Origin of the sequence: Bradyrhizobium sp. AUGA SZCCT0283 (assembly GCF_018130385.1) — a bacterium.
Classification (GTDB): Bacteria; Pseudomonadota; Alphaproteobacteria; order Rhizobiales; family Xanthobacteraceae; genus Bradyrhizobium.
In genome coordinates this window covers 17,380-41,914 of the sequence record NZ_JAFCLU010000045.1, presented here as the reverse complement: position 1 = coordinate 41,914, position 24,535 = coordinate 17,380, and the positions used below count along the sequence as shown (strand labels likewise).

The 24,535-nt window shown below is 60.2% G+C and carries 23 protein-coding genes and 2 pseudogenes; 8 read left to right on the top strand and 17 right to left on the bottom strand.

Annotation, left to right across the window (positions count from 1 at the left end; all coding sequences use genetic code 11):
* Positions 1-225: pseudogene (locus JQ624_RS34765) on the top strand (acetyl-CoA C-acetyltransferase); the annotation flags it as partial.
* Positions 226-319: 94 nt separating this feature from the next.
* Positions 320-1,531 carry a multidrug effflux MFS transporter gene (locus tag JQ624_RS34760; RefSeq protein WP_212423396.1) on the top strand — a complete coding sequence of 404 codons (1,212 nt, stop codon included), beginning with the start codon at positions 320-322 and terminating at the stop codon, positions 1,529-1,531.
* Between the two features lie 28 nt (positions 1,532-1,559).
* On the opposite strand, the gene JQ624_RS34755 is transcribed toward JQ624_RS34760, so the two are convergent.
* The 8 genes from JQ624_RS34755 to JQ624_RS34720 form a co-directional block, all read right to left on the bottom strand.
* Complete coding sequence (locus tag JQ624_RS34755) at positions 1,560-2,336, bottom strand: enoyl-CoA hydratase-related protein (RefSeq protein WP_212423395.1); 777 nt, start codon at positions 2,334-2,336, stop codon at positions 1,560-1,562.
* 15 nt (positions 2,337-2,351) lie between these two features.
* Positions 2,352-3,005, bottom strand: coding sequence for a flavin reductase family protein (locus JQ624_RS34750; RefSeq protein ID WP_212423394.1), 654 nt, complete (start codon positions 3,003-3,005; stop codon positions 2,352-2,354).
* 115 nt (positions 3,006-3,120) lie between these two features.
* A complete protein-coding gene (locus tag JQ624_RS34745) occupies positions 3,121-4,134 on the bottom strand; it encodes a nitronate monooxygenase family protein (RefSeq protein WP_212423393.1) in 1,014 nt (337 codons plus the stop codon).
* Between the two features lie 21 nt (positions 4,135-4,155).
* Positions 4,156-5,343, bottom strand: a complete 1,188-nt coding sequence (locus JQ624_RS34740; protein WP_212423392.1) for an acetyl-CoA C-acyltransferase — start codon at positions 5,341-5,343, stop codon at positions 4,156-4,158.
* 14 nt (positions 5,344-5,357) lie between these two features.
* Positions 5,358-6,488 carry an acyl-CoA dehydrogenase family protein gene (locus JQ624_RS34735; RefSeq protein WP_212423391.1) on the bottom strand — a complete coding sequence of 377 codons (1,131 nt, stop codon included), beginning with the start codon at positions 6,486-6,488 and terminating at the stop codon, positions 5,358-5,360.
* A 21-nt stretch (positions 6,489-6,509) separates the two neighbouring features.
* Entirely contained in the window at positions 6,510-7,691 is a 1,182-nt protein-coding gene (locus tag JQ624_RS34730) for an acyl-CoA dehydrogenase family protein (RefSeq protein ID WP_212423390.1), read from the bottom strand.
* Positions 7,692-7,706: 15 nt separating this feature from the next.
* Positions 7,707-8,444, bottom strand: coding sequence for an SDR family oxidoreductase (locus JQ624_RS34725; RefSeq protein WP_212423389.1), 738 nt, complete (start codon positions 8,442-8,444; stop codon positions 7,707-7,709).
* A 14-nt stretch (positions 8,445-8,458) separates the two neighbouring features.
* Complete coding sequence (locus JQ624_RS34720) at positions 8,459-9,262, bottom strand: class I adenylate-forming enzyme family protein (RefSeq protein ID WP_312014546.1); 804 nt, start codon at positions 9,260-9,262, stop codon at positions 8,459-8,461.
* Between the two features lie 224 nt (positions 9,263-9,486).
* Between JQ624_RS34720 and JQ624_RS34715 the strand changes: the two genes are divergently transcribed.
* Together JQ624_RS34715 and JQ624_RS34710 are read left to right on the top strand one after the other, a co-directional pair.
* On the top strand, positions 9,487-10,230 hold the full coding sequence (locus JQ624_RS34715) for an SDR family NAD(P)-dependent oxidoreductase (protein ID WP_212423387.1): 744 nt from the start codon (positions 9,487-9,489) through the stop codon (positions 10,228-10,230).
* Position 10,231: 1 nt separating this feature from the next.
* Positions 10,232-10,909, top strand: coding sequence for a glutathione S-transferase family protein (locus JQ624_RS34710; protein WP_212423386.1), 678 nt, complete (start codon positions 10,232-10,234; stop codon positions 10,907-10,909).
* 33 nt (positions 10,910-10,942) lie between these two features.
* Here JQ624_RS34710 and JQ624_RS34705 read toward each other — a convergent pair whose 3' ends face one another.
* Positions 10,943-12,142: a CaiB/BaiF CoA-transferase family protein gene (locus JQ624_RS34705; protein WP_212423385.1), complete on the bottom strand. Its 1,200-nt coding sequence runs from the start codon at positions 12,140-12,142 to the stop codon at positions 10,943-10,945.
* An 81-nt stretch (positions 12,143-12,223) separates the two neighbouring features.
* On the bottom strand, positions 12,224-12,856 hold the full coding sequence (locus tag JQ624_RS34700; RefSeq protein ID WP_212423384.1) for a 2-hydroxychromene-2-carboxylate isomerase: 633 nt from the start codon (positions 12,854-12,856) through the stop codon (positions 12,224-12,226).
* A gap of 241 nt (positions 12,857-13,097) precedes the next feature.
* Between JQ624_RS34700 and JQ624_RS34695 the strand changes: the two genes are divergently transcribed.
* Positions 13,098-13,610 carry a helix-turn-helix domain-containing protein gene (locus JQ624_RS34695; RefSeq protein ID WP_212423383.1) on the top strand — a complete coding sequence of 171 codons (513 nt, stop codon included), beginning with the start codon at positions 13,098-13,100 and terminating at the stop codon, positions 13,608-13,610.
* Between the two features lie 128 nt (positions 13,611-13,738).
* Here the strand turns inward: JQ624_RS34695 and JQ624_RS34690 are convergent, their stop codons facing one another.
* Together JQ624_RS34690 and JQ624_RS34685 are read right to left on the bottom strand one after the other, a co-directional pair.
* On the bottom strand, positions 13,739-15,541 hold the full coding sequence (locus tag JQ624_RS34690; RefSeq protein ID WP_212423382.1) for an AMP-binding protein: 1,803 nt from the start codon (positions 15,539-15,541) through the stop codon (positions 13,739-13,741).
* A 146-nt stretch (positions 15,542-15,687) separates the two neighbouring features.
* A complete protein-coding gene (locus tag JQ624_RS34685; RefSeq protein ID WP_212423381.1) occupies positions 15,688-16,887 on the bottom strand; it encodes an ABC transporter substrate-binding protein in 1,200 nt (399 codons plus the stop codon).
* A gap of 333 nt (positions 16,888-17,220) precedes the next feature.
* Between JQ624_RS34685 and JQ624_RS34680 the strand changes: the two genes are divergently transcribed.
* Entirely contained in the window at positions 17,221-18,381 is a 1,161-nt protein-coding gene (locus JQ624_RS34680) for an iron-containing alcohol dehydrogenase (protein ID WP_212423380.1), read from the top strand.
* Between the two features lie 43 nt (positions 18,382-18,424).
* Positions 18,425-19,687 carry a beta-ketoacyl-ACP synthase II gene (gene fabF / locus JQ624_RS34675; RefSeq protein ID WP_212423379.1) on the top strand — a complete coding sequence of 421 codons (1,263 nt, stop codon included), beginning with the start codon at positions 18,425-18,427 and terminating at the stop codon, positions 19,685-19,687.
* 264 nt (positions 19,688-19,951) lie between these two features.
* Here the strand turns inward: fabF and JQ624_RS34670 are convergent, their stop codons facing one another.
* The 3 genes from JQ624_RS34670 to JQ624_RS34660 form a co-directional block, all read right to left on the bottom strand.
* Positions 19,952-20,725: an SDR family oxidoreductase gene (locus JQ624_RS34670; protein ID WP_212423378.1), complete on the bottom strand. Its 774-nt coding sequence runs from the start codon at positions 20,723-20,725 to the stop codon at positions 19,952-19,954.
* Between the two features lie 79 nt (positions 20,726-20,804).
* Positions 20,805-21,101: a YciI family protein gene (locus JQ624_RS34665; protein ID WP_212423377.1), complete on the bottom strand. Its 297-nt coding sequence runs from the start codon at positions 21,099-21,101 to the stop codon at positions 20,805-20,807.
* 60 nt (positions 21,102-21,161) lie between these two features.
* Complete coding sequence (locus JQ624_RS34660; protein WP_212423376.1) at positions 21,162-21,995, bottom strand: oxidoreductase; 834 nt, start codon at positions 21,993-21,995, stop codon at positions 21,162-21,164.
* Positions 21,996-22,160: 165 nt separating this feature from the next.
* Between JQ624_RS34660 and JQ624_RS34655 the strand changes: the two genes are divergently transcribed.
* Positions 22,161-22,754: a TetR/AcrR family transcriptional regulator gene (locus JQ624_RS34655; RefSeq protein WP_212423375.1), complete on the top strand. Its 594-nt coding sequence runs from the start codon at positions 22,161-22,163 to the stop codon at positions 22,752-22,754.
* A gap of 586 nt (positions 22,755-23,340) precedes the next feature.
* Here JQ624_RS34655 and JQ624_RS38985 read toward each other — a convergent pair.
* Together JQ624_RS38985 and JQ624_RS34650 are read right to left on the bottom strand one after the other, a co-directional pair.
* Positions 23,341-23,507 (bottom strand): annotated as a pseudogene (locus JQ624_RS38985) (2-hydroxy-3-oxopropionate reductase); the annotation flags it as partial.
* 47 nt (positions 23,508-23,554) lie between these two features.
* Positions 23,555-24,355 carry an SDR family NAD(P)-dependent oxidoreductase gene (locus tag JQ624_RS34650; RefSeq protein ID WP_212423374.1) on the bottom strand — a complete coding sequence of 267 codons (801 nt, stop codon included), beginning with the start codon at positions 24,353-24,355 and terminating at the stop codon, positions 23,555-23,557.
* Positions 24,356-24,535 lie beyond the last annotated feature (180 nt).

Genomic DNA, 24,535 nt, shown 5'->3' with positions numbered 1-24,535 from the left:
GTGGCGATGGCGGCGCAGAAGGATCTCGGCATTCCCCGCGAGAAACTCAACGTCAATGGCGGCGCCTGCGCGCTCGGTCATCCGATCGGTGCCACCGGCGCGCGCCTGATCGTGACGCTGCTGCATGCGCTGGAGGCGCAGAACCTCAAACGCGGCGTTGCAGCCCTTTGCATCGGTGGCGGTGAAGCCACCGCCATCGCGATCGAGCGCGTCGTCCGCAGGTAGCACAGCCGATCCGACCAGAAAGGGTTCGGCGAGCGGCGCGAACCGCGTCACTCGCCGCCTTGTGACCTGCCTATCTATCAGCGCGAAAGTTCCCATGGCTGGCCAGTGCCAAACGACCAAAAGGGTGCCGAGGGACGTTCCCGTCTCCAGCGGCCTGGCGATCGCAGTTCTTTCCGTCCTGGCCGCGATGGGAACGCTCGCGACCAACATCTTGCTGCCGTCGCTGCCGCAAATTGCGATCTCCTTGAATGTCACCAGCGCGGCGGTCACATCCGCCATCACGGTCTTTCTTGCGATGTTCGGGATAGGCCAGCTCCTGGTCGGACCGCTTTCGGATCGCTACGGCAGACGCTGGCCAGTCCTGATTGGATTTGCCGTGTTCTTTGGCGGCAGCGTCTGGTGCGGTCTGGCAACAGATCTATCTGATCTCTTGGTCGGCCGCGTCGTGCAGGCTGCAGGCGCTTGTGCGACGTCAGTGTTGTCTCGCGCCATCGCCCGCGACATGTTCAGTGGGCCGGCGCTGGCACGCGCAATGGCGCTGATCATGATCGTAATGTCCGCAGCCCCCGGATTCTCGCCGCTGCTTGGCGGCGCACTCGATCACAGTTTTGGCTGGCGCTCCGAATTCGCTCTTGTCGCGGCCTTTGCCGCAATTGGCGCCGTTGCTTACAGCATCATCCTCGGCGAAACCCACAATTCGATCCGCACTCCGCTCAATCTGGTCGCCATCGCCAGGACCTATGTTGGTCTGATTGGCGATCGGCGTTTCGCCATCCCGGCTGCAACCGCGAGCCTGATCATAGGCGGCTTGTTCTCTATGTTTTCGGCTGCACCGCGACTATTCATTGAAGCGCTGCACTTCACGCCGATCCAGCTCGGCCTCTTCTTCGCCGGCACCGTCTTTATCGTATTCGCCGCGGGCATGCTGGCGACGAAATTGGCACCACGCTACGGGCTCGATCGCCCGATCCGGGCAGGACTGTGGGCAACGGCCGCCAGCAGCGTTGCGATCCTGCTCATCTCGATGATCAGCCCGACCTTCTTGCCGTTTCTGGGCGCGATGTGCGTATTTCTCCTCGGCATGGGCGTTGTCAGTCCACTGGCTACCGCCCGCGCGCTCTCTCCATTCGGGGAGAAAGCTGGCGCGGCCTCGGCGCTGCTGGGCTTCTGGCAGATGATGAACGCCGCAATCGGCGTATGGCTTGCTGCCACGGTGTCGCATGAAGCAATGCTGGCGCTGGGCGTCGTGCTGAGCGCGTTTTCACTGCTGGCGCTTGGTCTGTACGCGCGGCTCCCGAGGTCTTGATTGGCTTTGACACCACATGGGCCACTTGTCAGTCGCTCGTCAGGCTTGTGAAGTCCGGCTTACGCCGCTCGGCAAACGCCGCGAACGCTTCGCGGGCTTCGCCGGTCTGCAACCGCTCGGCAAATAGCGCGCTTTCCCGGTTTATTTGGGCAGCGATCTTGTCCATTTCGCGCATGAGCGCTTTGGTGTGACTGAGAGAGCCCGCGGGCCGTTTGGTCAGGGCTTCGGCGGCCTGCCAAGCCCTGGCGCGCAAGTCAGCGGCCGGCACCACGGCGTTAGCCAGACCGCAGGCCAATGCGGCGGCTGCATCGAGCGGCTCCCCCAACGCAAACATGGCGTATGCGCGGACATGCCCGATGCGGGCGGGCAGCAACCAACTCGAAGCCGCCTCAGGAACCAGCGCCAGATTTACGAATGGTGTCATCAGCTTCGCCGTGTCGGCAAGAAATACGAGGTCGCAATGCAGCAACATCGTGGTACCAACGCCTACCGCGTTGCCCTGCACTGCGGCGACGAGTGGACGGGTGGCCTTACCGAGATTGCGGATGAACCGGAACGCCTGGCTTTCCCCTATATTGCTACCGTTGGCCTGGGCACTGAAATCGGCGATGTCGTTTCCGGACGTAAAACTGTCGCCATCTCCCTGAAATAGAACGACCCGCACGGCAGGATCTTTCTCCGCGCGCTCCAGCCCATCCGACATGGCGCTGTACATTTCATTGCTGAGCGCGTTCTTCTTTTCAGGACGGGCCAGCGTCATCGTCATGATGCCTGCGGCCATTTCAGTTTTCACATGCTGGGGCATCGATCGTTCCTTTAATCAGGTGCCGTGGAATTCCGGTTTGCTGCTGCCAGGCGGACGCTTCATCTCGAACATGTTCTCCGTCTTGACCTCAAGGTAATCTCCACCACGGCCGGCGCGCAGTATGGGGCGCGCAAGTGCAGTGTTGTATACACCGTCCTCAATCAAAGACTTGTCGATATATACTGCGACGACTTCGCCGAGCACGAACCATCCCTCGACTTTCTCGCCACACGCATTCGTCAACTGAGAGACGTCGGTGACCTTGCATTCCATAGCGGCCCTGCTCTCGCCTACCCGCGGCACCGCTACGTGGCGCCCCGGGATCGGCGTCAGCCCTGCCGTTTCGAACTCGCTCACACCGTGATCAAGGGGCGCGGCCGTCTTGTTCATGCGCTCGCCCAGATCCATCGTAACCAGATTCCAAACAAATTCGCGGGTCTCGCTGACGTTCTTGACGGTGTCCTTCCACGAAATTGAGGAAAATCCGATTATCGGAGGGTCGTAGAGGAAAGCGTTGAAGAAGCTGTATGGAGCGAGGTTCAGTTTACCAGCCGCATTGCGTGACGAAATCCAACCAATCGGACGCGGCGCGACAATCGCGTTGAATGGATTATGTCGGAGCCCGTGGCCCTTCGAAGGCTCGTAGTAGTGGAAGTCGGCCAGATCCATAAAATCCCCTTCCCCGAGACTGCCGAAGGCCATCCATCGCCGGTCAATCGAGCTTCGCCATAACAATCACCTCACGCACAACCGCGCATGGGTATCGCCTCGCTATAACATCCAGCTACGCGATCGCCCGGGCGGCAGCCGGCCTTTGCTCGGTGCCATCGAGGAAACCTGTCAGGCGTTGACGGATGATTCGCTCGGCATCGGCCATGATGCGTTCGATCAACTCCTTCACCGTCGGAATGTCGTTGATGAGTCCAACGACCATGCCGCAGCTCCAGGCGCCCGCGTCCATATCGCCGTCGATCATCACTTTGGGATACACGCCAGCGACCTGCTCATGGATGTCGCCAATCTTCAGGCTTGCGCCCTTCTCGCGCTCGATCTCGAGCAACTCGTCGACGCCCTTGTTCTTCAAGACGCGCTCGGTATTGCGCAGCGCGCGCATGACCAGCACGGTGTCGAGTTCGGTTGCCTTGACCAAGGCCTGCTTTACATTGTCGTGCACTGGCGCTTCCTTCGTGGCGATGAAGCGGGTCCCCATGTTCATGCCGGCGGCGCCCATCGACAGAGCGGCGACGAGGCTCCGCGCGTCGGCCATGCCGCCCGACGCCACAAACGGAATCTTCAGCTCGTCCGCCGCACGGGGCAGCAGGATCATGTTCGGGATGTCGTCCTCGCCGGGATGTCCGCCGCATTCAAAGCCATCGACGCTGACGGCGTCGCAGCCGATCTTCTCGGCTTTGAGTGAGTGCCGGACCGAGGTGCACTTGTGGATCACTTTGATGCCGGCCGCCTTCAACGCCGGCATGTACTGCTCGGGGCTGCGGCCAGCGGTTTCCACTGCCTTGACGCCGCCTTCCTTGATCGCGGCGATGTATTCCGGGTAAGGCGGTGCGGTAAAGCTCGGAAGGAAAGTCAGGTTCACGCCGAACGGCTTGTCGGTCATGTCGCGGCAGCGTGCGATTTCCTTGGCCAACAGTTCCGGCGTCCTTTGCGTCAGGCCGGTGATGATCCCGAGTCCCCCGGCGTTGGACACCGCGGCGGCGAGCTCGGCGAAGCCGACATAATGCATGCCGCCCTGGATAATCGGATGCTTGATGCCGAACAGTTCAGTAATCGCTGTCTTCACGAGAATCTCCTGCGTTTCCAATCAATGGACGATTTCAAACAGACCCGCCGCGCCCATGCCGCCGCCGATGCACATTGTCACCACGCCGTATTTCGCTTTGCGCCGCCGGCCCTCGATCAGGAGGTGGCCCGTGAGCCGCGCCCCGGTCATGCCGTAGGGATGACCGATCGCGATCGAACCGCCATTGACGTTGAGCTTGTTCGGGTCAATGCCGAGCTTGTCGCGGCAATAGATCACCTGCACCGCGTAGGCTTCATTGAGCTCCCAGAGATCAATGTCGTCGATCTTCAGGTTATGGCGCTTGAGGAGCCGCGGGATCGCTGCGACCGGGCCCACGCCCATCTCGTCCGGCTCGACGCCGGCGGCAACGAACCCGCGGAAGATGCCAAGCGGCTTGAGGCCCTTCTTTGCCGCGATCTTGTCACTCATGATCACGCAGGCCGAGGCGCCGTCGGAGAGCTGGCTGGCATTGCCCGCACTGATGGTTTTGCCTTCGAACACCGGCTTGATCTTTGCAAGGCCGTCGCCAGTGGTGTCCGGCCTCGGACCCTCGTCCTTCGACAGCGTCACCTGCTGATAGCTGACCTGCTTGGTATCCTTGTCAACCACAACCATTGTGGTCGTGATCGGCACGATCTCGTCATTGAAGCGACCGCCCTGCAGCGCTGCACCCACGCGGCGCTGGCACTCGAGGCTGTATTCATCCTGCTTGTCGCGACCGATCTTGTAACGTTCGGCAACGACCTCGGCGGTTTCCAGCATCGACATGTACATTTCCGGCTTCATCGCCATCAACTCTTCGTCGACGACATGAAACTTGTTCATGTGCTCATTCTGCACGAGGCTGATCGATTCGATGCCGCCGCCGATCGCGATCTCGACGCCGTCTGATATCACCGAGCGTGCGGCAACCGCGATCGCCTGCAGGCCGGAGGCACATTGCCGGTCAATCGTGGTGCCGGCAACAGTCACCGGCAGGCCAGCACGGATGGCGCCCTTGCGCGCCACGTTCATCACCATGGTGCCCTGCTGCATCGCGCAGCCCATCACCACGTCCTCGACCTCGCCGGGCGCGATGCCGGCCCGCTTCACCGCTTCGGCCATCACGTGGCCGGCCAAGGTTGGGCCTTCGGTGTTGTTGAGCGCGCCGCGATAGGCCTTACCGACGCCGGTGCGGGCGGTGGAAACGATTACTGCTTCAGTCGTCATGCTTGCCTCTTTGGTTAGGCGGCCGCGTCGAGCTGCGCGTAACGCAGAACGTGGTACGCGGGATCGCCGAATTGGATGTTGATGGAGGAGATTCGCTTGAAATAATGTCCGACATTGAGTTCGTCGGTCATGCCCATGCCGCCGTGAAGCTGCACAGCCTGGTCGGCGACGAACCTTGCCGCGTAGCCGACCTTTGATTTTGCGCCGGACGCGAGCCTGGACAGGCCGGGCTCATTGACTGCCAGGCTCAGGGTGAGATGCTGCATCAACGAGAGGGCCTCCTGATGCGCAATGAACATGTCGACCATGCGGTGCTGCAGCACCTGGAAGCTGCCGAGCGTCGCGCCGAACTGTTTTCGGGTCTTGCTATACTCCAGTGTCGCTGCGTTCAGCTCCCCGATGGCGCCGACTGTTTCGGCGCACAACGCGGCAATGGCGCGATCACGGCAAGCCTCCAGCGCGGCGACACCCGCACCCTCCCCGCCGAGCAAGTGGCCCCTTACGCCGTCCAGGCTGATCTCGCCAGCGCGGCGGCCGTCAATGGTTTTGAAAGTTCGCAGATGCAGATTCGCCGCCTGGCGATCCACGATGAACATGCTGACGCCGTCGCGGTCGTGCTGGTCCCCCGAGGTGCGTGCGGAAACAATCAGATAATCCGCCCACGGCGCGGCGATCGCCGCGGCCTTCTCGCCAACCAGTATGTAGTCATCGCCCTCGCGTCGCGCCGTCGTCGCGACATTGGCTGGATCGAAACGTGACGCTTTCTCGGTCCAGGCAAGCGCCCAGATCGACTTTCCTGCGATGATGTCGGGAATGAATTCGCTCTTCTGCGCGGGAGACCCCTCGCTTTCGAGCAAGCCCCCGGCGAGCACGATGGTCTCGACGAAGGGTTCGACCACGAGATGGCGGCCGAACTCGTGCATCACGATCATCGTCGAGAGCGGACCGCCGCCGAGGCCGCCGGCCTCTTCCGAGAATGGCGCGGCGAGCAAACCGAGCTCAGCAAAGGATGACCACTGTGTCCGGCTCCAGCCTTCGTCGGAGGCAACGATCCCGCGGCGCGCATCGAAATCATACTGGTCGCGGAGCAGACGCTGCACGCTTGACCGCAACATTTCCTGCTCTTCAGTGAACTGGATATCCATTCGAGGTCCCGCTTTGCTGGTTCAAAGGCCAAGTACCGCCTTGGCAATGATGTTGCGCTGGATTTCGTTTGATCCGCCGTAAATGCTGAGCTTGCGCGCGTTCAGGTATTTCTCCGACGCGGTATGGCCATAGTCCGGCCCGGGCATGAAGCGGTTGGCGCTCGCCGGCTGCTCACGAAGCGCAAGCCCGTAATTGCCGATCGCACGGTGGGTCAACTCCGTGATGCTCTGGAAGATTTCGGTGCCCCGTATCTTGAACAGGGATGCCGCGGGACCCGGATCGATACCCCGCGCCATCTGCGCCACCACGCGCAGCTCGGTCGCCTCCAGCGCCAAGACGTCGAGCTCGATGCGGGCGATATCCCGCCGGAATTCGAGATGCGCCGGATCATCGACCGGAATCTCGGCCTTCACGATCTTCTTCAGCCGGTTCAGATAGCGCGTGGAGCGGCCGATTCCGGCCATGCTGGTGCGCTCGTTGCCGAGCAGGAATTTTGCGTAGGTCCAGCCCTTGTTCTCCTCACCGATCAGATTCTCGACGGGCACCCGCACGTCCTCGAGGAAGACGTCATTCACCTCGTGCGATCCGTCGATGGTGATGATGGGCCGCACCGTGACTCCCGGCGATTTCATGTCAATCAACAGGAAGGAGATGCCGGCCTGGGGCTTTGCCGAAGGGTCGGTCCGCACCAGACAGAAGATCCAGTCGGCATGCTGGGCCAGCGTCGTCCAGGTCTTGTGGCCGTTGACGATGTAGTGATCGCCGTCGCGCACCGCCTTTGTCCGGACGGAAGCCAGGTCGGAGCCGGAGCCGGGTTCCGAATAGCCTTGGCACCACCAGTCCTCGCCGGAGAGAATCCGCGGCAAATACTTCTTTTTCTGCGCGTCGTTGCCGAAGGTGTAGATGACCGGGCCGACCATGGTGACGCTGAACGCCAGCGGCGGCAGCGTTCCGGCGCGCGACGTCTCCTGTTCGAAGATGAACCGCTGCGTGACCGACCAGCCGGGGCCGCCATATTCCTTGGGCCAGAGCGGAGCCACCCAACCCTTGTTGTGGAGGATGCGGTGCCAGAGCAGCGACTGCTCCTTGGTCAGATCGGTCTCGGGGTTTGGAACGCGCATTTCCTGCGGGTAGTTCTCCGCAATAAAAGCGCGCACCTCGTCACGAAAAGCTGCGTCCTCGCTGGAAAGATTGAGTTCCATCGTGAGAAGCTCCAGCTACCACTTCTCGCCGAAGGGACGAATCTCCAGTTCAAAGGTCCAGGCGCTTTTGGGCTGCTGATAAAGCAGCCAATAGGATTCCGCGACCGAGGACGGCGGCATCAAAGCGTCGGGATCATCCAGCGCATTGGGACCGAGCGCCTCGATCCGCCGCTGACGCACCCATTCCGTATCAACCCCGGAATCGATGATGAGATGCGCGACGTGAATATTCTTGGGACCCAACTCGCGTGCGGTCGCTTGTGCCACGGCGCGCAGACCGAACTTGGCGCTGGCGAACGCCGCATAACCCGCCCCGCCGCGGAGACTCGCGGTCGCGCCGGTGAAGAAGATGTTGCCCTTGCCTCGGGGCAGCATCAGCCGCGCCGCTTCCCGGCCGGCGAGAAACCCGGAGTAGCAGGCCATTTCCCATACCTTGCGGAACACGCGCTCGGTGGTTTCCAGAATCGGAAAATTGACGTTGGCGCCAATGTTGAAGATGCAAACTTCGAGCGGCGCGTGCTTGTCGGCATCTCCAAGGAAGGAGATGATCTCCTCTTCCTTGCGCGCATCGAGCGAACGCGCATGGATTTCGCCTCCCGCCTTCTCGATCTCCTTGACGAGGGGCTCGAGCTTGGCGCCATTACGGCGCCCGGCGAACACCGTGAAGCCCTCTGAGGCGAACTTCTTGGCGATCTCGCCGCCGATAAAGTCCCCGGCGCCGATCACGGCCACGGTTGCGTTTCTCTTTTGCAAAGGCGTTCTCCCGGTCAGGTTAAGTGAGTTCGTCGCTGGAATCTCGCCGCCTGCTTGGCAGCAGCTCGGTCGCGATGGAAACAGGCCGCGAGTTCATGCTCGCGCATCTTGCCGGTTGAGCTTCCCGGTAAGACATCGACGACGACGATTTTCGGCAGCGGCATATACGCAGTGACCCAAGCCCCGATGGAATGTATCAGATGCGTCACCTTGACGCGCGAGCCCGGCGACGGTTGCACGAATGCGACAAGCTCCCCGTCGCCATTAAGGCCTCGTCCGATGACGGCGGATTGCACGTCCTTGCGTGAATTGAGAATTGCCTCGATCTTGGCCGAGAGGGCGCCAATCATTTCCTTGGTACGGCCGAGAATGTACAGGCAATCGCCGTCAAAGCGGGCAACATAACCGGTATTGAACCAGCCTTCGCTGTCGATCACTTTGTCCGTAAGGTCAGGTGCACGGAGATAGCCGCGCACCACGTTGCGCCCGCGCACGTGGAGTTCTCCGACTTGTTCCTTTGAGAGTGGTATGCCGTCGATCGTTCTGAGGCGCCCTTCCACTCCCGGCAGCAACGCGCCAACCACGTGGTGAGAACGCAGCACATCGAAGTCGCCCGTTCTGATTCCAAGCGAGGAGAGGACGGTAGCGATCTCTCTAACGCGCAGCTCCAGATCTCGGTAGCTCCTGGACGCCCCGTTCTCGACCAGCGCGATCCGGTCGGGGGCTTCGGCAACCTGCCTTGCCGTCACGCCATGGACGCGGCGCGGCGAGCCGACAGCAATCTCGTCGAGATTGATCGCCTTTGAAAGCTCCGCCACGACCGACCTCCCGACCAAACCGTGCCGCTTTGCAGCGCGGCCGTTCGCCAATTATCTAACGTTCTTTTTTAGAACTCGTCAATCCCTAATTCAGATCACGAGGTTCCTAAGGGACAACGTGGCTGCCCAATTATTCGTTGTAGCAGAGCGAAAAGCCTGATTTACAACGTATCGTGCCGCCGTTACGATTACAGTATCAAATCAGAACGTATGTAGGAAACCGAATGGCAGAGAGCCGCGGCGTAGCGATACTTGTAGGTGCAGGCGATGCCATCGGAGCCGCCGTCGCCCGGCGTTTTGCGAAGGGCGGCTATACAGTTTGCATCTGCAGGCGCGATGCATCTAAGTCGCAGGGGCTCGTGGGCGAGCTGAGGGCTGGGGGACATAACATTCACGCCTTCAGCGTCGATGCCCGCCAGGAGGCAGAGGTCCAAGGCATATTCGCGCGGATCGAAAAAAAGCTCGGGCCCATCGAGGTTTGCCTCTTCAACGCAGGATCGAACGTCAACAAGCCACTGCTGGAGACAACTGAGAAGCTGTTCTTCAAGGCTTGGGAATTGGCCTGCTACGGCGGCTTCCTGGTCGGACGTGAGGCTGCCCGCTTCATGCTGCCGCGCGGACGCGGCACCATCTTCTTTACGGGTGCGACCGCCAGTGTACGTGGCGGCCAGGGGTTTGCGGCATTTTCTTCAGCGAAGTTCGGACTTCGCGCAGTAGCCCAGGCGATGGCGCGCGAGCTCGGACCGAAGAACATTCATGTCGTGCATCTCCTGATCGACGCCGGCGTCGACAGCGAGGCGATTCACCAGCGCATGAAAGCAGCAAAAGGGATCGAGGCAAGCGAAATTCCCCCAGATAGCCTGACCAAGACGTCTTCCATTGCTGACGCCTATTGGTTCACCCACCAGCAAAGCAGAGATGGCTGGACTCACGAGCTGGATCTGCGTCCGTCCGTGGAGAAGTGGTAACATGAACGTGACGCCAAACCTTACCCTGTGGGGCGTTGGCACAAGCCGCACCATTCGCCCGCACTGGGCCATGCACGAACTTGGTTTGTCCTACAAATCCAAGCCAATCGGGCCGCGGACAGGCGAGACCAAAACCGCTGAATACACCAGGCTCAATCCGCGCCAGAAGATTCCCTTGCTGCAGGACGGCGATTTCTGCATCGGCGAAAGCGCCGCAATCGTCGCCTATCTGTCGCGAACCTATTCGACGCCCGACCGTTCACTGATTCCCGCGACCCAGCGCGAGTTCGCCGCTTGGCTGGAATGGTGCTTCTTCATCGTGGCCGAACTCGATTCCACCAGCCTCTACGTCATGCGCCGCCATAGCGCAGACGCATTGGGCCACATCTATGGAGTTGCGCCCGAAGTCGTCGCACAAGCCGGCGAGTATTTTCGGCAACAGTTGCGACACGTTGAGGTGGCGCTGGCAGATGGGCGGACGTTCTTGATGGGTGACCAATTTACCAGCGCTGACATTCTGCTCACGACTTGCCTGGATTGGGCCATCGCTTACGGCGTTGGTATTTGCGACAACGCGCAGCCCTATCTTGAACGTATCCAGAGGCGGGAGGCTTATCGGCGGGCTGTGGCTGCGAATGTCCCGGTGTCACCGATTACCCCGTCCGCGGCGAAGGGCTAACAGAGGTTCGCCGGTCGCGAACAGGGCTTCGGTTCAGACGGCCACGCGAACGCTGCGCCCGGCGACCATCTTGTCGATGGCGCTGTCGTCGTAACCCAGTTCCCGCAACACGTCGCGCGAGTGCTCGCCGATGCGGGGAGCAGGCCCGCCAATCGCGGCCTCATTGATCTCAAAGCGGGCCGCCGGCTTCGGCTGCCGCACCCGTCCGACCTTCGGCTGATCAAATTCCGCGATTATGCCGCGCGCGATCACCTGCTCGTTGTGGATGATTTCGCCCCGGCGCAGGATCGGCGCGCACGGCACGTCGGCAGCGTCGAGGCGCTCCAGCCATTCGGCGGTGGTGTGTTGACCAATGTATTCCGCCATCTTGTTGATGCGCGCCGTGGCGTTGACCGAACGCGCCGATGGTGTCGCAAACCGAGGATCGTTGGCAAGTTCGGGATCGCCGGAGGCGCGGCAAAAGCCCTGCCACTCGGAATCCGAAATAGTACCGGCGGTGATGTAGCCATCGCTGGTCTTGAACACGAGATCGGGCCGGTCGTTGGGGTCGGCGGCGGCTGCCTCGGCGCCGACGACGGTATACTGCATCATGCCTTCCGGCCACAGGTACGAAATCATCGCGTCGAGCATAGCGATCTGAATATGATCGCCCTGCCCGGTTTTCTCGCGGGCATAGAGCGCTGCCGCCACCGCCTGTGCGGCGAACACCGCGGTGGTCTTGTCGCATACGATCGTGCGGATCATCTGCGGACGATTTGTGACCGGCTGGGACTGGATATCGGCGAAGCCCGACAGGCCCTGAATGATCGGATCATAGACGCGCTTCTTCACGTACGGGCCGGTATCGCCAACGCCGCTGATCGAGACGTAGATCAGGCGCGGATGCCGCTTGCGCAACTCTTCCACCCCGAGTCCGAGGCGCTCCATGGTGCCGGGCCGGAAGTTCTGCACCAGCACATCAGCCTGCGTGACCAGCCTGGCGAGCACCTCGCGGCCAGCCGTGCTCTTGACGTCAATCGACAGCGAACGCTTGCCGCGGTTCGAAGAGATGAACAGCGCGGAAAACTCGCCGTCCTTGTCGATCGTGGCACGGCTGCGGCGGGTGATGTCACCGCCGATCGGCTCGATCTTCAAGACGTCGGCGCCCTGATCCGCCAGAAACATGGTCGCGAACGGGCCCGACACAACGCCGGTCAGGTCGAGGATACGAACACCGCTAAGCGGGCCAGGCATGGGCATTCTCCCTGATTTTTACTTCTGCTTTAGGTCCGAGGGTTTTGTCTTTCGCCACTTAACCTGGGACAGTGGCCACTACTAGGCCGTCTTGGGAACAGGTTGCCTGGTCTGTTCGACGATCGACTCCTCGACGTCACGAAGCTGATCCTTGCCGAAGAACATTTCCTTTCCAACGAAGAAAGTCGGCGAGCCGAATGCTCCCCGGCTGACTGCATCGTTAGTCAGGTCGATCAGCCTCTTCTTGACGTCATCCTGCTGGGCGCGCCCGATCAACCGGTCAATATCGATCCCCGAGGAGATGAATGCGTTCCGGAAAGTTTCGAGGTCATCCATCTTCTTCGGTTCTTCCCACATGTGATGGTAGGCGGCGCGGAAATAAGGCTCGAACACGCCTTCGAATTGGGCAGCGACAGCCCCCCGCATCAACATCAGCGTATTGACCGGAAAGAACGGATTTTGACGGAATTTCGTGATGTTGTGGCGCCGGATAAATCGTTGGGTCTCTAGCGCCTGGTATTCCGGCTTGTTCTTGATTCCGCGAAGCGAGTCGAAGGGCGACATGTTGCCCGTCGCCTTGTAGATGCCGCCAAGCAGAACCGGCACGTACTCGAATTTCACGCCGGTACGCCGCTCGATCCCTGGAATGGCTAGTTCAGCCAAATAAGCGTTCGGGCTGCCGAAATCGAACTGGAATTCAACCTTCAGGGGCATGTCGGCTCCTCCCGCGAGTGCATTGGATGATCAGGTTTGGTCTTCGATAGCCGAGATCCGGCTGGCACTCCTCTTTACAGTTCTAAAATCGAACTGTCAAACTTCTGCAGATTCAGCTGCCTTCACACCGTTCGTAGGGGATTGTTTGGAGCTGAGTACCTATCTAGAATGGTGGGGAAAGCTGAGGTTCCCTGGACGATTCGAGTGAAAACAGGGCGCCGGATGGATTGGAGAGCAGGAAATGCGATGGGATGCCCTTGAAGAAGAGCCATGTTCGATGGCCCGCACGATCGGCGTGATCGGCGACCGTTGGACCCTACTTATCCTGCGCGAATGCTTTCTGCGCACGCGCCGCTTCGAAGGATTTCAGTCCGCGCTTGGAATTACACGCCATTTGCTCGCAGAACGGCTGAAGAAGCTGGTCCGGCAAGGCGTGCTGCGCCGCATTCCCTATCAGGAGTCGCCCAAACGGCATGAATATATTCTCACCCAAAAAGGACTCGATCTCTATCCGATCATGATGGCGATCGTGCATTGGGGTGACACGCACATGGTCGACGTACGCGGGCGGCCGTTGCTGCACCAGCACCGAAAATGCGGCAAGAACTTCGATCCAGTCATGGTGTGCTCGGAGTGCGGCGAGCCGCTTTCGGCCAAGGAAGTCCATACTCACCCTGGCCCTGGGGCGCGAAGCACCCCACCGGCAAAGGCGGCGCCGGAGAAGAAGGCAAAGCCGCGCCGCAAAGCCGCTTAAGGTGGGCCGCTTAGCCGGACGCTGCATCGAAGGTCTCGCTCGGTAAATCGGACCGCGAGCGAATGTCCGCAGGCGTCACCTGAGGACACGAGATGTCCGGCAACGGTCGCGGACGGCTGAACTCGCCCTCAGACCTGGATCACATCTCGATTTGCTTCGTTGCAGTAGAGACGCTCGATCTGTTCAGAGCGGTGTTTCAGCACAGCACGTTGATTGACGTAGGCCTTGTCGGTGATTTCTCCCGCCGCCAATGACGGCGGATCCTTCAGCAGCGAGAATGAATAGATTCTTTCACTGCTTCCAACGGTTTCATTGTATTCCTTGAAACGATCCTTGAGAAATTGAATCACGAGAGGGTCGCAGGTCAAATCCGACGCTGGGGTCTTCGAAATCCGCGCTGCCTCGGTAGGATTCAACCAGCAGAGCAGCGCGCACGATTCACGATTTTCTCCCGCAACGACAATGTCCAGCAATACGCCGCGCGCTGCAGCCAAAATCGCCGCGCGCATATTCCCGATCGAGACCCATGTGCCGTTCGCGAGTTTAAAATTCTCGGAAATTCTGCCTGTAAAACGCAGCCCAAGCTCCGGCTTCTGAGGATCCAGAAACGAGACGGTATCGCCGATGCGATAGAACCCTTCCTCATCGAAGGCCTTTTCGGTCAAATCCGGCCTTCCAAGATAACCTGGCGTAACGTTGGGTCCCTTGACCCTTGCCTCGTAAGTATCGGAAACAGGGACGAGTTTTAACTTAAGACCCGGCGCGGGAAGACCGATCTCTCCCGGCTGGTCCGTCGCCCAATGGGTCGTACTGATTGTCGGGGCCGTTTCGGTGGTGCCGTAGCCCGACATGACCGGAATTCGCCGGCCGGTGATCGACGATGACAGCCGATAGAGTTTTTCAAGCGTGCCCTGCGAGATTGCAGCCCCGGCATAGCTCAATCTGTCCATCCGCCTGAACACGCTTGCGCCAAGATCACGGTCGTTCTCGATTGCGTCACATAAGAGATTATAGCCGGCCGGTACGTTGAACATGGCGGTAGGCGAAATCTCCTTGAGATTCGCGACCGTCTTGTGGAAGAGCTGAGGCAGCGGCCGGCCATCGTCGATGTAGAGAGTCCCGCCATTCTTGAGAATGCCGTGAAGAATTACGTTGCTGCCCATCGTATGGTGCCAGGGCAACCACTCGACCTGCACCGGTGCGTCCGGAGGAGATACCAGCAGACTTCCCATTTGCAGGGAGCTCGCCATCATGCGGTGGGTGTTGAGCACGCCTTTGGGGAAACCGGTCGAACCGGATGTGAAGAGAATCTTTGCGACAGCGTCGCAAGGCACCGCACGTGATGCACGCTCGAATCCTTCGCTCCCGGTGCGAGCTGTCAGAGACCGGAAAGGCACCGTATCCGGTGCGCCATCGAGGCTGATCCACGTCGCGGCCGCCAGTTCGGGAATCGAGCGGCCCGCGGAAAAGTCGCGCGAGCTCTGAACGAAAACGAAATTCGGGCGCAACGTTTCCGCGATATCCTTGAGACGAGCCAGGCCGCCGGGCATCAGCGTGTAGTTTGGCGATATCGGCGCCAGGATCACCCCTATCGACATTGCGGCAAACGAGATCACCGCGTTCTCGATGGAGTTTCCTGAAAGTATCGCCAGCTTGTCAGCCGGCTTTGCGCCCATATCGATCAGTCTTTGGCCGACCGCCTGAACCTGCAACCATGCTTCGCTATAGGTGATCTCGTCCCACCCCCCATTTGCATTGCGTTGCGCAAGAAAAACTCTATCGGGAACAGAATTTGCCCAGCTCGGAAGAAATTCGGTGATGCGCCAGTCACACTTCCCCAACTCAAGGGGCGAGCTCAAGATGAGCGTGCCGTCGGTTCGACGCTCTATGGAAAGCTCCCTCGGCGCAAACGTCAGTGCCTTCGTCGACATCGAAGATGATCTCCTGAACTATCGGGATGGTCCGATGAGCGCGCGAGACGAGGTTCAACCTGATGCCCATCACTGCTGTGCCCAGCCGGACCGGTCGGCAGTTCGCCCCCGCTAACTACCGCGCCCGTCGCTTCGCTAATGCGAGGTCACTCGGACCTGGCGTCCAGCACTTCTCCGAAGCCTTCCCAACTTGTGCCCGTCCATCGCTGCAACCGCATCTGCGTCCAGATCATGTTCTCCGTGTCGCTTGTATTGACCTTGATGCCGGGCAGCGCCGTCGGAACGACGAAATCCTTCAGGTTCTTGGCCTGCGCCAGAATATTTTTGCGAGACAGGTCGTTGCCGCACTGCTTCAGAATCTGCTCGAACAGGATGCCTTGCTGATAGCCGGTCAGATAGCTGCCATTGGTGATATCGACACCCGGCAAATACTTGTCCAGAAATGACCGGTAGGCCTGCATGGCAGGGTCGTCTTTCCAGGCCGGATCCAGAATATCCTTGTTGGTCGTGCCAACGATCACACCGACAGATTTGTCGAGACCGGCGGGCGCGAGCGTGCCTCCGACCGAGCTGGAAGGAAAATTGATGATCACCGTCGCCTTCCAGCCAATCACGGAGGCTTGCCGGATGGCCTGAGCGGCGAACTTCGGTGTGCCGGCGATCACAAGAGCTTCAGCACCGGAGCTCTTTAGGTTGACGACCTGTGAATCAACCGTCGGTTCGCTGACCTCATAGGAGGCGGTCACGACTCTTCGGTCGAAATCCTTTCCGAGAAACGCCTTGAAGGCGTTGACGTAGTCTTTGCCGAGGTCGTCGTTCTGATAGAGGATTGCATACTTGGCGTTTGGCAGGGCCTTGGTCAGATACTTTGCATAGATCTTGCCTTCGGTGTCGTAACTGACAAGACCTGTCGTGGTCATCGGGTAATTGGCGACGTCCGTGAACTTGGATGACCCGCTGATAATTGCGATGCTAGGCACCCCTTTCGACCGCAGGTATTTTGCCGTAGCCGAGATGCCGGGAGTGCCGAGCTGGCCGAACATGAACGACACTTCATCGCTCTCGACCAGTTTGCGAACGTGCTCAACCGCCTTGGGAGGGCTGTATGCATCGTCGTATGCGATGTAGTTGATCTTGCGTCCGTTAATGCCGCCGCGGTCGTTCACTAACTGAATGTAGGCGATAAGTCCCTTCCCTACGAGACCGATCGATGACGCCGGTCCGCTGAAGGGAAAAACGCCGCCGACCTTAATCTCTGTCGCTGAAATTCCGGGCTCTTCAGCCGCGAATGCCGGGCCGCTTAAAAGCAAAGCCAGAGCCGCCAAGGTTTTCCATTTCACCAACATTGCGCATCCTCCCAAGCGCGCACCCTTCCGGGGTACGTCGCCGCTATGAACTTACAGTTCTTTTTAAGAACTCGTCAAGCAGTTTTAATAATCTCTCGTCGATCCGCAGCGGCGACCACGCGGGCGAGATGGAGCCTTCGCCTTGAGAAATTTCAGAAAACCTCCTTCTCTTCGAGCATTGGATCATGGAAACCCACGCCCGCTTGCACACCAATGCCGACCAGGAAAGACACGGCGCATCGCTTCGGCTTCTGATTTATCAATTCTTTTATAGAACTTATTCAACTAACCTGCTATCGTCGATTACTTCCACAAATTCACGGGGGACCAGAAATGCGCAAAGCCGGGATCCATAATTTTCCAGCAATCGATCGCGTCGTTTATGGCAAAGCTGCGTCTGACGCTTTGAAAGATGAGACGGAACGACTGAACGCCAAGCGCGTCTTCCTTCTCGCCAGTCGAACCTTGAACACCAAGACCGACGAGATAGAGAAGATTCGGCGCGCGCTCGGCGACAAACATGTGGCGACCTTCGACGGAATTGCACAGCATACGACGCGCAAGCAGGCAGCCGAGGTTGCCCGTCAAGCTGACGACGCAAAAACTGATCTAATCGTGGCTGTTGGCGGAGGTTCAGCCATCGATCTTGCCAAGATCGTCATCATGGCGATGGAGCACGATATCCGCGATGAAGCCGGCTTTGATCCGTTTTCTATGGGTCCGGGCATGAGCCACTCTCCGTTCCGCTCGCCGGGTGTCCGACAGATCGCAATACCATCCACGCTGAATGGTGGCGAATACAATGCGGCAGCGCTCGTCACCGACGAGCGTCATAAGCTGAAGCAGATATTCTTCCATCCCCAAATGATGCCACTGGCGATCATCCTCGACCCTGCCCTCACCCTTCAAACGCCATCGAACCTTTGGATGGGATCGGGAACGCGCTCGATGGATCACGGTATCGAAGCGTTGTGCTCGCCCGCCGGCACCCCGTTAGCTGATGAAGTCGTCTTGGCGGGCATCCGCATTCTGCGCGAGGGAATGCTCCGGACCTTGCAGCAGCCTGATGATCTGGAGGCGCGTCGGCAATCCCAATACGGCTCATGGCTTGCGTCTTATGGCCTCCAGGCACGCGTCCCGATGGGAGCAAGCCACGGCATTGGCCATGTGCTTGGAGGCACCTTCGAGGTTCCCCACTACTACTGCACACCTGTCATCATGCCGAGCCTTCTCCGCTACAACAAACCATTCACCGAGGAGGCGCAGAAGCGTTTGGCGACGGCACTTGGCGCCCCGGGTGGCGACGCCGCAGACGCCTTTGCAGCATTCACAAGAGCACTTGGACTACCTGGCTGCCTCGCTGATGTCGGCATAGGCGAAGAAAAGTTCGATCAGATTAGCAAGATTGCAATCAATCATCGCTTCGTACAGGCCAATCCGCGGCCCTTCAAAAACGAAGCCGAGATCATCGATCTACTGCGAATGGCAGCTTAGCTGCCTTCAGCGACGATGGACCAAGATTGGAAGGTAACTGATTATGCGTCGTGTCGTCGTTACGGGGTTGGGACTGGTATCACCGCTGGGTTGCGGCAGTGAGTTGACATGGTCCCGCCTGCTCGCGGCCCGTTCAGGGCTGGCTGCCCTTCCCGAATGGGCTGCTACCCTGCCCGCGCGGGTCGCTGGAATCGTGCCGGCAAAGGCCGACGATCCGGATGGCGGCTTCGATCCGGATCTGGTCGTGCCTCCCAAGGATCAGCGGAGGATGGATCGCTTCATCCTGTTCGCACTGGTCGCGACGGCCGAGGCCATTGCACAAGCGGCATGGACTCCTTCCGACGCACACTCGCTTGAGCGCACGGCGACCGTGATCGCATCGGGTATCGGAGGCTTTCCGGCAATCGTCGAGGCGGTTCGCACCACCGATCAGCGCGGGATCAGGCGCCTCTCACCCTTCACGGTGCCCTCCTTTCTCGCAAATCTCGCGGCCGGTCATATTTCCATCCGCTACGGCTTCAAGGGTCCCATCGGTACGCCCGTTACCGCTTGCGCCGCGAGCGTGCAGGCGATCGGCGATGCCGCACGCCTCATTCGAACCGGCGAAGCGGACATCGCGATTTGCGGTGGCACGGAAGCCTGCATCGATCTTGTGAGCCTCGGCGGCTTCGCCGCCGCCCGGGCCCTTTCGACGGGCTTCAACGAAACGCCCACGCGCGCGTCCCGCCCCTTCGACCGCGACCGCGACGGCTTCGTCATGGGTGAAGGTGCCGGTATCCTCGTCATCGAAGAGTTGGAACATGCGCTCCGGCGCGGCGCCCAACCGATCGCGGAAATCGCCGGTTATGGCACGACGGCTGACGCCTACCACATCACCTCAGGACCGGAGGACGGAGACGGCGCGCGGCGCGCAATGGAAGGCGCCTTGAGGCAGGCCGACCTCAAGCCCGGTGACATCCAGCATCTCAACGCCCATTCCACTTCGACGCCGGTTGGCGACGTTTCCGAACTGGAAGCGATCAAATCCGTGTTCGGCCGCGACGGTAAAATTGCCGTGAGCGCTACCAAATCGGCGACTGGTCATCTGCTCGGCGCAGCCGGGGGAGCGGAAGCGATCTTCACGATCCTCGCGTTACGCGACCAGGTCGCACCGCCCACCCTCAATCTCGAGAATGGCGACGCGGCCGCGGAAGGCGTCGACCTCGTCGCCCGCGAGCCCAGGCGCATGACGATGGAGCATGCGATTTCGAATGGTTTCGGCTTCGGGGGCGTCAACGCCAGCGTCATCTTTCGACGCTGGAAATGAAAGAGAACCGATAGCTCCGAACCGGATGCCCAAGAACACGTCCAGGCTGATGAAGGCGATGGCCGACTGATCGCGCGGACATACGGGTGCTATCATCAAGCGCAAGAAATCGCACAAAATCGTTGGTGTCGTGCAAAATCGGCCCGTGGTGGCGGGGGAAGGACTCGAGTACCGGCGGCGCGCTCCGAAATAGTGACCACTCTGATCGCGCAGATGTCCGATTTGCTCGCGCCAATCAGCGAGCGACGACGACCAACTTCGCCGTCAGGCGCGATAACGCGCGGCGGGCTTGGAGTTGCCGAAGCCTGCCGCCAAAACGCCGCGCGCCTTCTCAAAGGCGTCCCACGCTGCCACATCGGGCACCGGCGGAATTGTCACCAATTCCTTGCGATCGAAGCCGACCAGGGCCGCATCCACGAGATCTTCAACCTCCATGACATTGGGCACCTTGCTGGCGTCGCCACCAGCTCGTTCGTAAATCTCGGTGCGCGTGGCCGCAGGCAGCACGGCCTGCACATAGACGCCCTTCGACGCGACTTCGGCGGCAAGGCCTTGCGACAGCGTCATCAGGTAGGACTTGGTGGCTGAGTAGATGCCCCGGGAATGTTCGGGGAGCAGAGCCAGCACCGACGCGATATTGATGATCGCGCCGTTGCCGCGTTCAACCATGCGGCCGACGACGGCGGACGCGAGCAACGTCGGCGCGACCACGTTCAGCCGTAGCAGCTCGTCCATCTTGACTGGATCGGCGGTCGCGAAATCACCGATCAACGCCGCGCCTGCATTGTTGACAAGGATGTCGATGGGCGGGTCGGAGCGGAGGCGCCGGAGAACCGGTTCGAGTTGGGAGCCGTCGACCAGGTCGGCCGTGATGACTTCGACCGCAATGCCATGCGCATTGCGCAGTTCGGTGGCAAGGGCGTTGAGCCTGTCGGTCGCGCGAGCGACGAGCACGAGATCGTGGCCGCGTGCGGCGAAGCGGCGTGCGTAAACTGCGCCGATGCCGCTCGAGGCGCCGGTAACGAGTGCGGTCGTCATGGATGTTGTCCTAATTGAGTTTCGAGTATCGGGATGCCCTGCCGGGGATCGATGATGTCAAGTCGTCGCAGCGGCACGGTCAGCCGCGCGCCTTCAGATGAAGCATCGGGTGATGCTCATAGTGACCGGCGCCGTTCTTCACGATGGGGTCTTCCGAGGTGATCGCCTTTATCTCTTGGTCATCGGCGATCTGATAGAGCGACACACCATAACCGCCACTCGGGTCCATGACGGGGCCATGCGCGACGACCTGCCCCTTTTCGAGCAGGTCATCCAGGAACGCGCCGTGCTGCTTCATCCATGCTTTCTCATCGGCGGTCATGGTCGCGAGAAAATCAGCGCGCGGCGGAATGTACTTGCACAAATAGTACTTCATGGGTCGCTCCTCGGTGAAAGAGACATGTCTGCTTGCTTGGCGATCGCTCGAGTAGCGCGATCAATCGGCCACGCCCATCTGCTTGCGAAAACTCTTCTCGAAAGTCTTTTCGGGAACAAAGCGTCGCATCAGGCGGAGACGACCGGCCACCTTTCCGGGCGTGTACCGAATGCTCGGCTCTTTTTCGGTGGCAGCCTGCACCACCTTGTCCGCCACGGCTTCCACGGGATCGCCGGCCGCGATGCCGTTGCGCCAGGTCGCGTTCATGGCCGTGCGTCCTTTGTCGTAGACGTTCAGGATCCGATCGGGCTTGTCGCCGTTCTGTTCCAGCGCGGTGCGGGTGAAGACTGGCTCGACCAGTGAGACACGAATGCCGAATGTTCGCAGTTCGTGATCGAGCGATTCGGAATAGCCTTCGACGGCGTGCTTGGTGGCGTTGTAGAGCGCTGTATACGGTCCGGGCAGGAAGCCGGCCACCGAACTGATGTTGATGATCCGGCCCTGGCCCTGCTTGCGCATGATGGGCAGCACTTCAGTGGTGGTGCGAAGGATGCCGAAGACGTTGATGTCGAACAGGCTCCGGGCTTGATCGAGAGATGATTCCTCGGCGGCGCCGATCAAGCTGCGGCCGGCATTGTTCACGAGCACGTCGATCCGGCCTGCAAGCCCGACGACGTCCTTGATCAGTTGTTTGACGGACACATCATCGGTGACGTCGCAGCGGAGCATATGAATACCCTGTCGCACCTCGTCGGGCGCGGCCTGACGGCTGGTGCCGAACACCCGATATCCCTTGCGGATCAGGGCAATTCCGGCCGCAAGCCCGATGCCCCCGGAAGCGCCCGTGATCAGGGCGACCTTTTCGCCCGCTGCGCGTGATTGTGCCTGTGCCATCTCGAATTCCCTTGTGAGTGCCGCTAATGATTATGATCGTAATCATCATCCATTTATGATTATGTATGTAATCATTGTCAAGGGCCTTCTGGACGCCGGGTCCGAGCCCCAAGAGGTCACGCCGGCGTTGTGTGTCGGCCGCCGCCATCGGAAAGGAAAGGGCTTGTGAAGGTCAGCAAGGAAACGGTCGAGCAGAATCGCGAGCGGGTGATCGCGACCGCCGCAAGGCTGTTCCGGGAACGTGGGATCGACGGTATCGGGCTTGTCGACTTGATGAGGGCTGCCGGGCTCACTCCCGGAGGCTTCTACCGGCAGTTCAGGTCAAAGGACGACCTCATCGTTCAAGCGGTCAAGCGGGCCTACAAGGATATGAGCGAGGATATCGCGGGCCGTATTGCAGCGAGCGATGATCCGCTGGAGACCCTCGTGCGGCATTACGTGTCGCACTACCACCGCGATCATCCGGGGCAAGGGTGCGGCCTTGCAGCAATGGCTGCCGACGCGGCACGTCACGACGATCCGGCGCTGCGGGAGTGCTTCGGCAGCATCGTGAGCAACTATATCGCGCTTCTAACCAAGCTCGTGCCAGGAAGCAGTGCAAAAGCGAAGCGGAGCGCGGCAATAACGGCGCTCGCCGAGATGATCGGATCGGTTGTCCTCTCCCGCGTGGTGCCAGATTCCGCACTATCCGATGAGATCATCGACACGGTCTCGAATGATCTGGTGAAACGCCATGCGAAATCTTCTCGAACTGCTTGATGAGCCGGTCGGCGCCGCCTCCGACCCGCCGACGCACCTTCTCGAGCCATCCGTTGAAATTGCGCTCGCTTGGATAACCCCTTTCACTGGCGTCTCGATGATGGCAATTTAGGTCACCACGGTGCTACACCGTCATTTTCGGCGGTTCGAGAAATACCTGATATTGAAGGACTTTATATTGAAGGACTTTTTCGCTGCCGAAAGTCGGTGGCGGAGAGGGAGGGATTGCCGCGCAGCGCTGATGAAACCAACAAAATCAAAGGCTTAACACATGCCCGATCGCACCGTGTGTACCACTCATGTGCACCAATGTCGAGCATCTGAAGCGACACAGAATTCTCAATACAGGCGAACAGAATGACGCTGTGTCCTTCGAACATTCGGTGCTGAGCTGGCAGCGTTGCGCACCCACTTGCACCGAACATCGTCTGCAACTTCGCAGGCTCAGCGAGAGTGATTTTCGACTGTTCTGCTCCAACCTGCGCAGACTTGAGCTCGTCGTCGCGGTCGCTGCCTGCTTCTTTCGCTCAATGTGATGACGTTCCGGCCCGAGAATCGTCATGCTATCCGACAACGATAGGAGCAGTGTCGACGTAGGATGCGGCTTGCCGTTGGCGAATTCCTGACCCGTCACGCGGCCGATCAGCCAGGCGTCGCCGGCGAGGTCGTCGTGGACGCGCGCGAAGAGATACGCCGCGCTCCCCTTTGGCCGCCAGCGGCCGGGAAGCGCCCGGCCGTCGACCGTAGAGCCATTAGACAGATGACATGGGGTTCATGGCAGGCTCTCTTTCGACCTATACTCAATCAGGTGATGTTCGTGATGCAGGGTAGGCCGAAGGAAGACTAACACCCGTCAGCTCGCTCAACTTGGCTATAAGCTCGTCCTGGAATTCTGGATCCGTGGCTCGAACGGCTGGCTCCTCGTGGCGGAGATGATGCCAATACCGGCCGCTGACCAAGGCAGTAGAGTCTTGGCTTACGGCAAGCCAGGACTGGGTCCGTTGTCCGGTTTCGACGTCGACCGGGGCCCCCGGACCGCCCATCTTTGTACGTACCCAACCTGGATCGACGCCGTTGCTCAAGACCTGCGGCCAGCGTCGCGCCAGCGCATAAGCCAGCGCGACCACGTGCAGCTTGCTTTCGGCGTATGCCTTTGCCGAATCCCATTTTCTCTTTGTCCAGTCGAGGTCGTCCAGCGAACCTTCCCCGCCGCGGTGCAGTCCACTGCTGAGATACACGAGTCGGCCGGGCGGCTCGATCAGTGCGGTCAGCATGTACGGCGCTAGGGTGTTGATCGCCAGGGTGCTCGCATGGCCTTCCGGTGTCGAGCCGCGACTCTGCTGCGCGTATACGCCTGCGTTGTGGATGACCGCATCCATGCGCCCGATCGCGTTGACCTGGTCTGCGATGCTCCTGGTTTGGGCGGCGCTGCGGAGATCACCGACCACGATCCCTGCGGCCCGCGACGCGAGCTGGCCGATGGTCGCCGCGCGATCCCCCGATCGAGCGTGCAGCACCACTTTATGACCGTCTTGAAGAAGCGACTGGGCAGCGGCGCGACCGAGCCCGTCCGTGCTGCCGGTGATGAAGATTATCGCCATCGCTGCTCCTTCCGACTTAGAAGATAGCGCATCTCAAACGGACGCCGCGCCCCTTCTGCGCTTGTGGCGGTGGTCACTCGGAATGCAAATTCATGGCGGAAACCGCAGGTGACACTCTGTCGCGAGTACCCTGGGGATAGCCGCGCAGCCGAGCCGAAGCTACTTTACCCCCTGCCATTA

Coding starts and splice junctions, on each gene's coding strand:
- JQ624_RS34760 (WP_212423396.1), top strand. CDS start 320: ATGGCTGGCCAGTGCCAAACGACCAAAAGGGTGCCGAGGGACGTTCCC.
- JQ624_RS34755 (WP_212423395.1), bottom strand. CDS start 2,336: ATGCCCCAGCATGTGAAAACTGAAATGGCCGCAGGCATCATGACGATG.
- JQ624_RS34750 (WP_212423394.1), bottom strand. CDS start 3,005: ATGGATCTGGCCGACTTCCACTACTACGAGCCTTCGAAGGGCCACGGG.
- JQ624_RS34740 (WP_212423392.1), bottom strand. CDS start 5,343: ATGACGACTGAAGCAGTAATCGTTTCCACCGCCCGCACCGGCGTCGGT.
- JQ624_RS34735 (WP_212423391.1), bottom strand. CDS start 6,488: ATGGATATCCAGTTCACTGAAGAGCAGGAAATGTTGCGGTCAAGCGTG.
- JQ624_RS34730 (WP_212423390.1), bottom strand. CDS start 7,691: ATGGAACTCAATCTTTCCAGCGAGGACGCAGCTTTTCGTGACGAGGTG.
- JQ624_RS34715 (WP_212423387.1), top strand. CDS start 9,487: ATGGCAGAGAGCCGCGGCGTAGCGATACTTGTAGGTGCAGGCGATGCC.
- JQ624_RS34710 (WP_212423386.1), top strand. CDS start 10,232: ATGAACGTGACGCCAAACCTTACCCTGTGGGGCGTTGGCACAAGCCGC.
- JQ624_RS34705 (WP_212423385.1), bottom strand. CDS start 12,142: ATGCCTGGCCCGCTTAGCGGTGTTCGTATCCTCGACCTGACCGGCGTT.
- JQ624_RS34700 (WP_212423384.1), bottom strand. CDS start 12,856: ATGCCCCTGAAGGTTGAATTCCAGTTCGATTTCGGCAGCCCGAACGCT.
- JQ624_RS34695 (WP_212423383.1), top strand. CDS start 13,098: ATGCGATGGGATGCCCTTGAAGAAGAGCCATGTTCGATGGCCCGCACG.
- JQ624_RS34690 (WP_212423382.1), bottom strand. CDS start 15,541: ATGTCGACGAAGGCACTGACGTTTGCGCCGAGGGAGCTTTCCATAGAG.
- JQ624_RS34685 (WP_212423381.1), bottom strand. CDS start 16,887: ATGTTGGTGAAATGGAAAACCTTGGCGGCTCTGGCTTTGCTTTTAAGC.
- JQ624_RS34680 (WP_212423380.1), top strand. CDS start 17,221: ATGCGCAAAGCCGGGATCCATAATTTTCCAGCAATCGATCGCGTCGTT.
- fabF (WP_212423379.1), top strand. CDS start 18,425: ATGCGTCGTGTCGTCGTTACGGGGTTGGGACTGGTATCACCGCTGGGT.
- JQ624_RS34670 (WP_212423378.1), bottom strand. CDS start 20,725: ATGACGACCGCACTCGTTACCGGCGCCTCGAGCGGCATCGGCGCAGTT.
- JQ624_RS34665 (WP_212423377.1), bottom strand. CDS start 21,101: ATGAAGTACTATTTGTGCAAGTACATTCCGCCGCGCGCTGATTTTCTC.
- JQ624_RS34660 (WP_212423376.1), bottom strand. CDS start 21,995: ATGGCACAGGCACAATCACGCGCAGCGGGCGAAAAGGTCGCCCTGATC.
- JQ624_RS34650 (WP_212423374.1), bottom strand. CDS start 24,355: ATGGCGATAATCTTCATCACCGGCAGCACGGACGGGCTCGGTCGCGCC.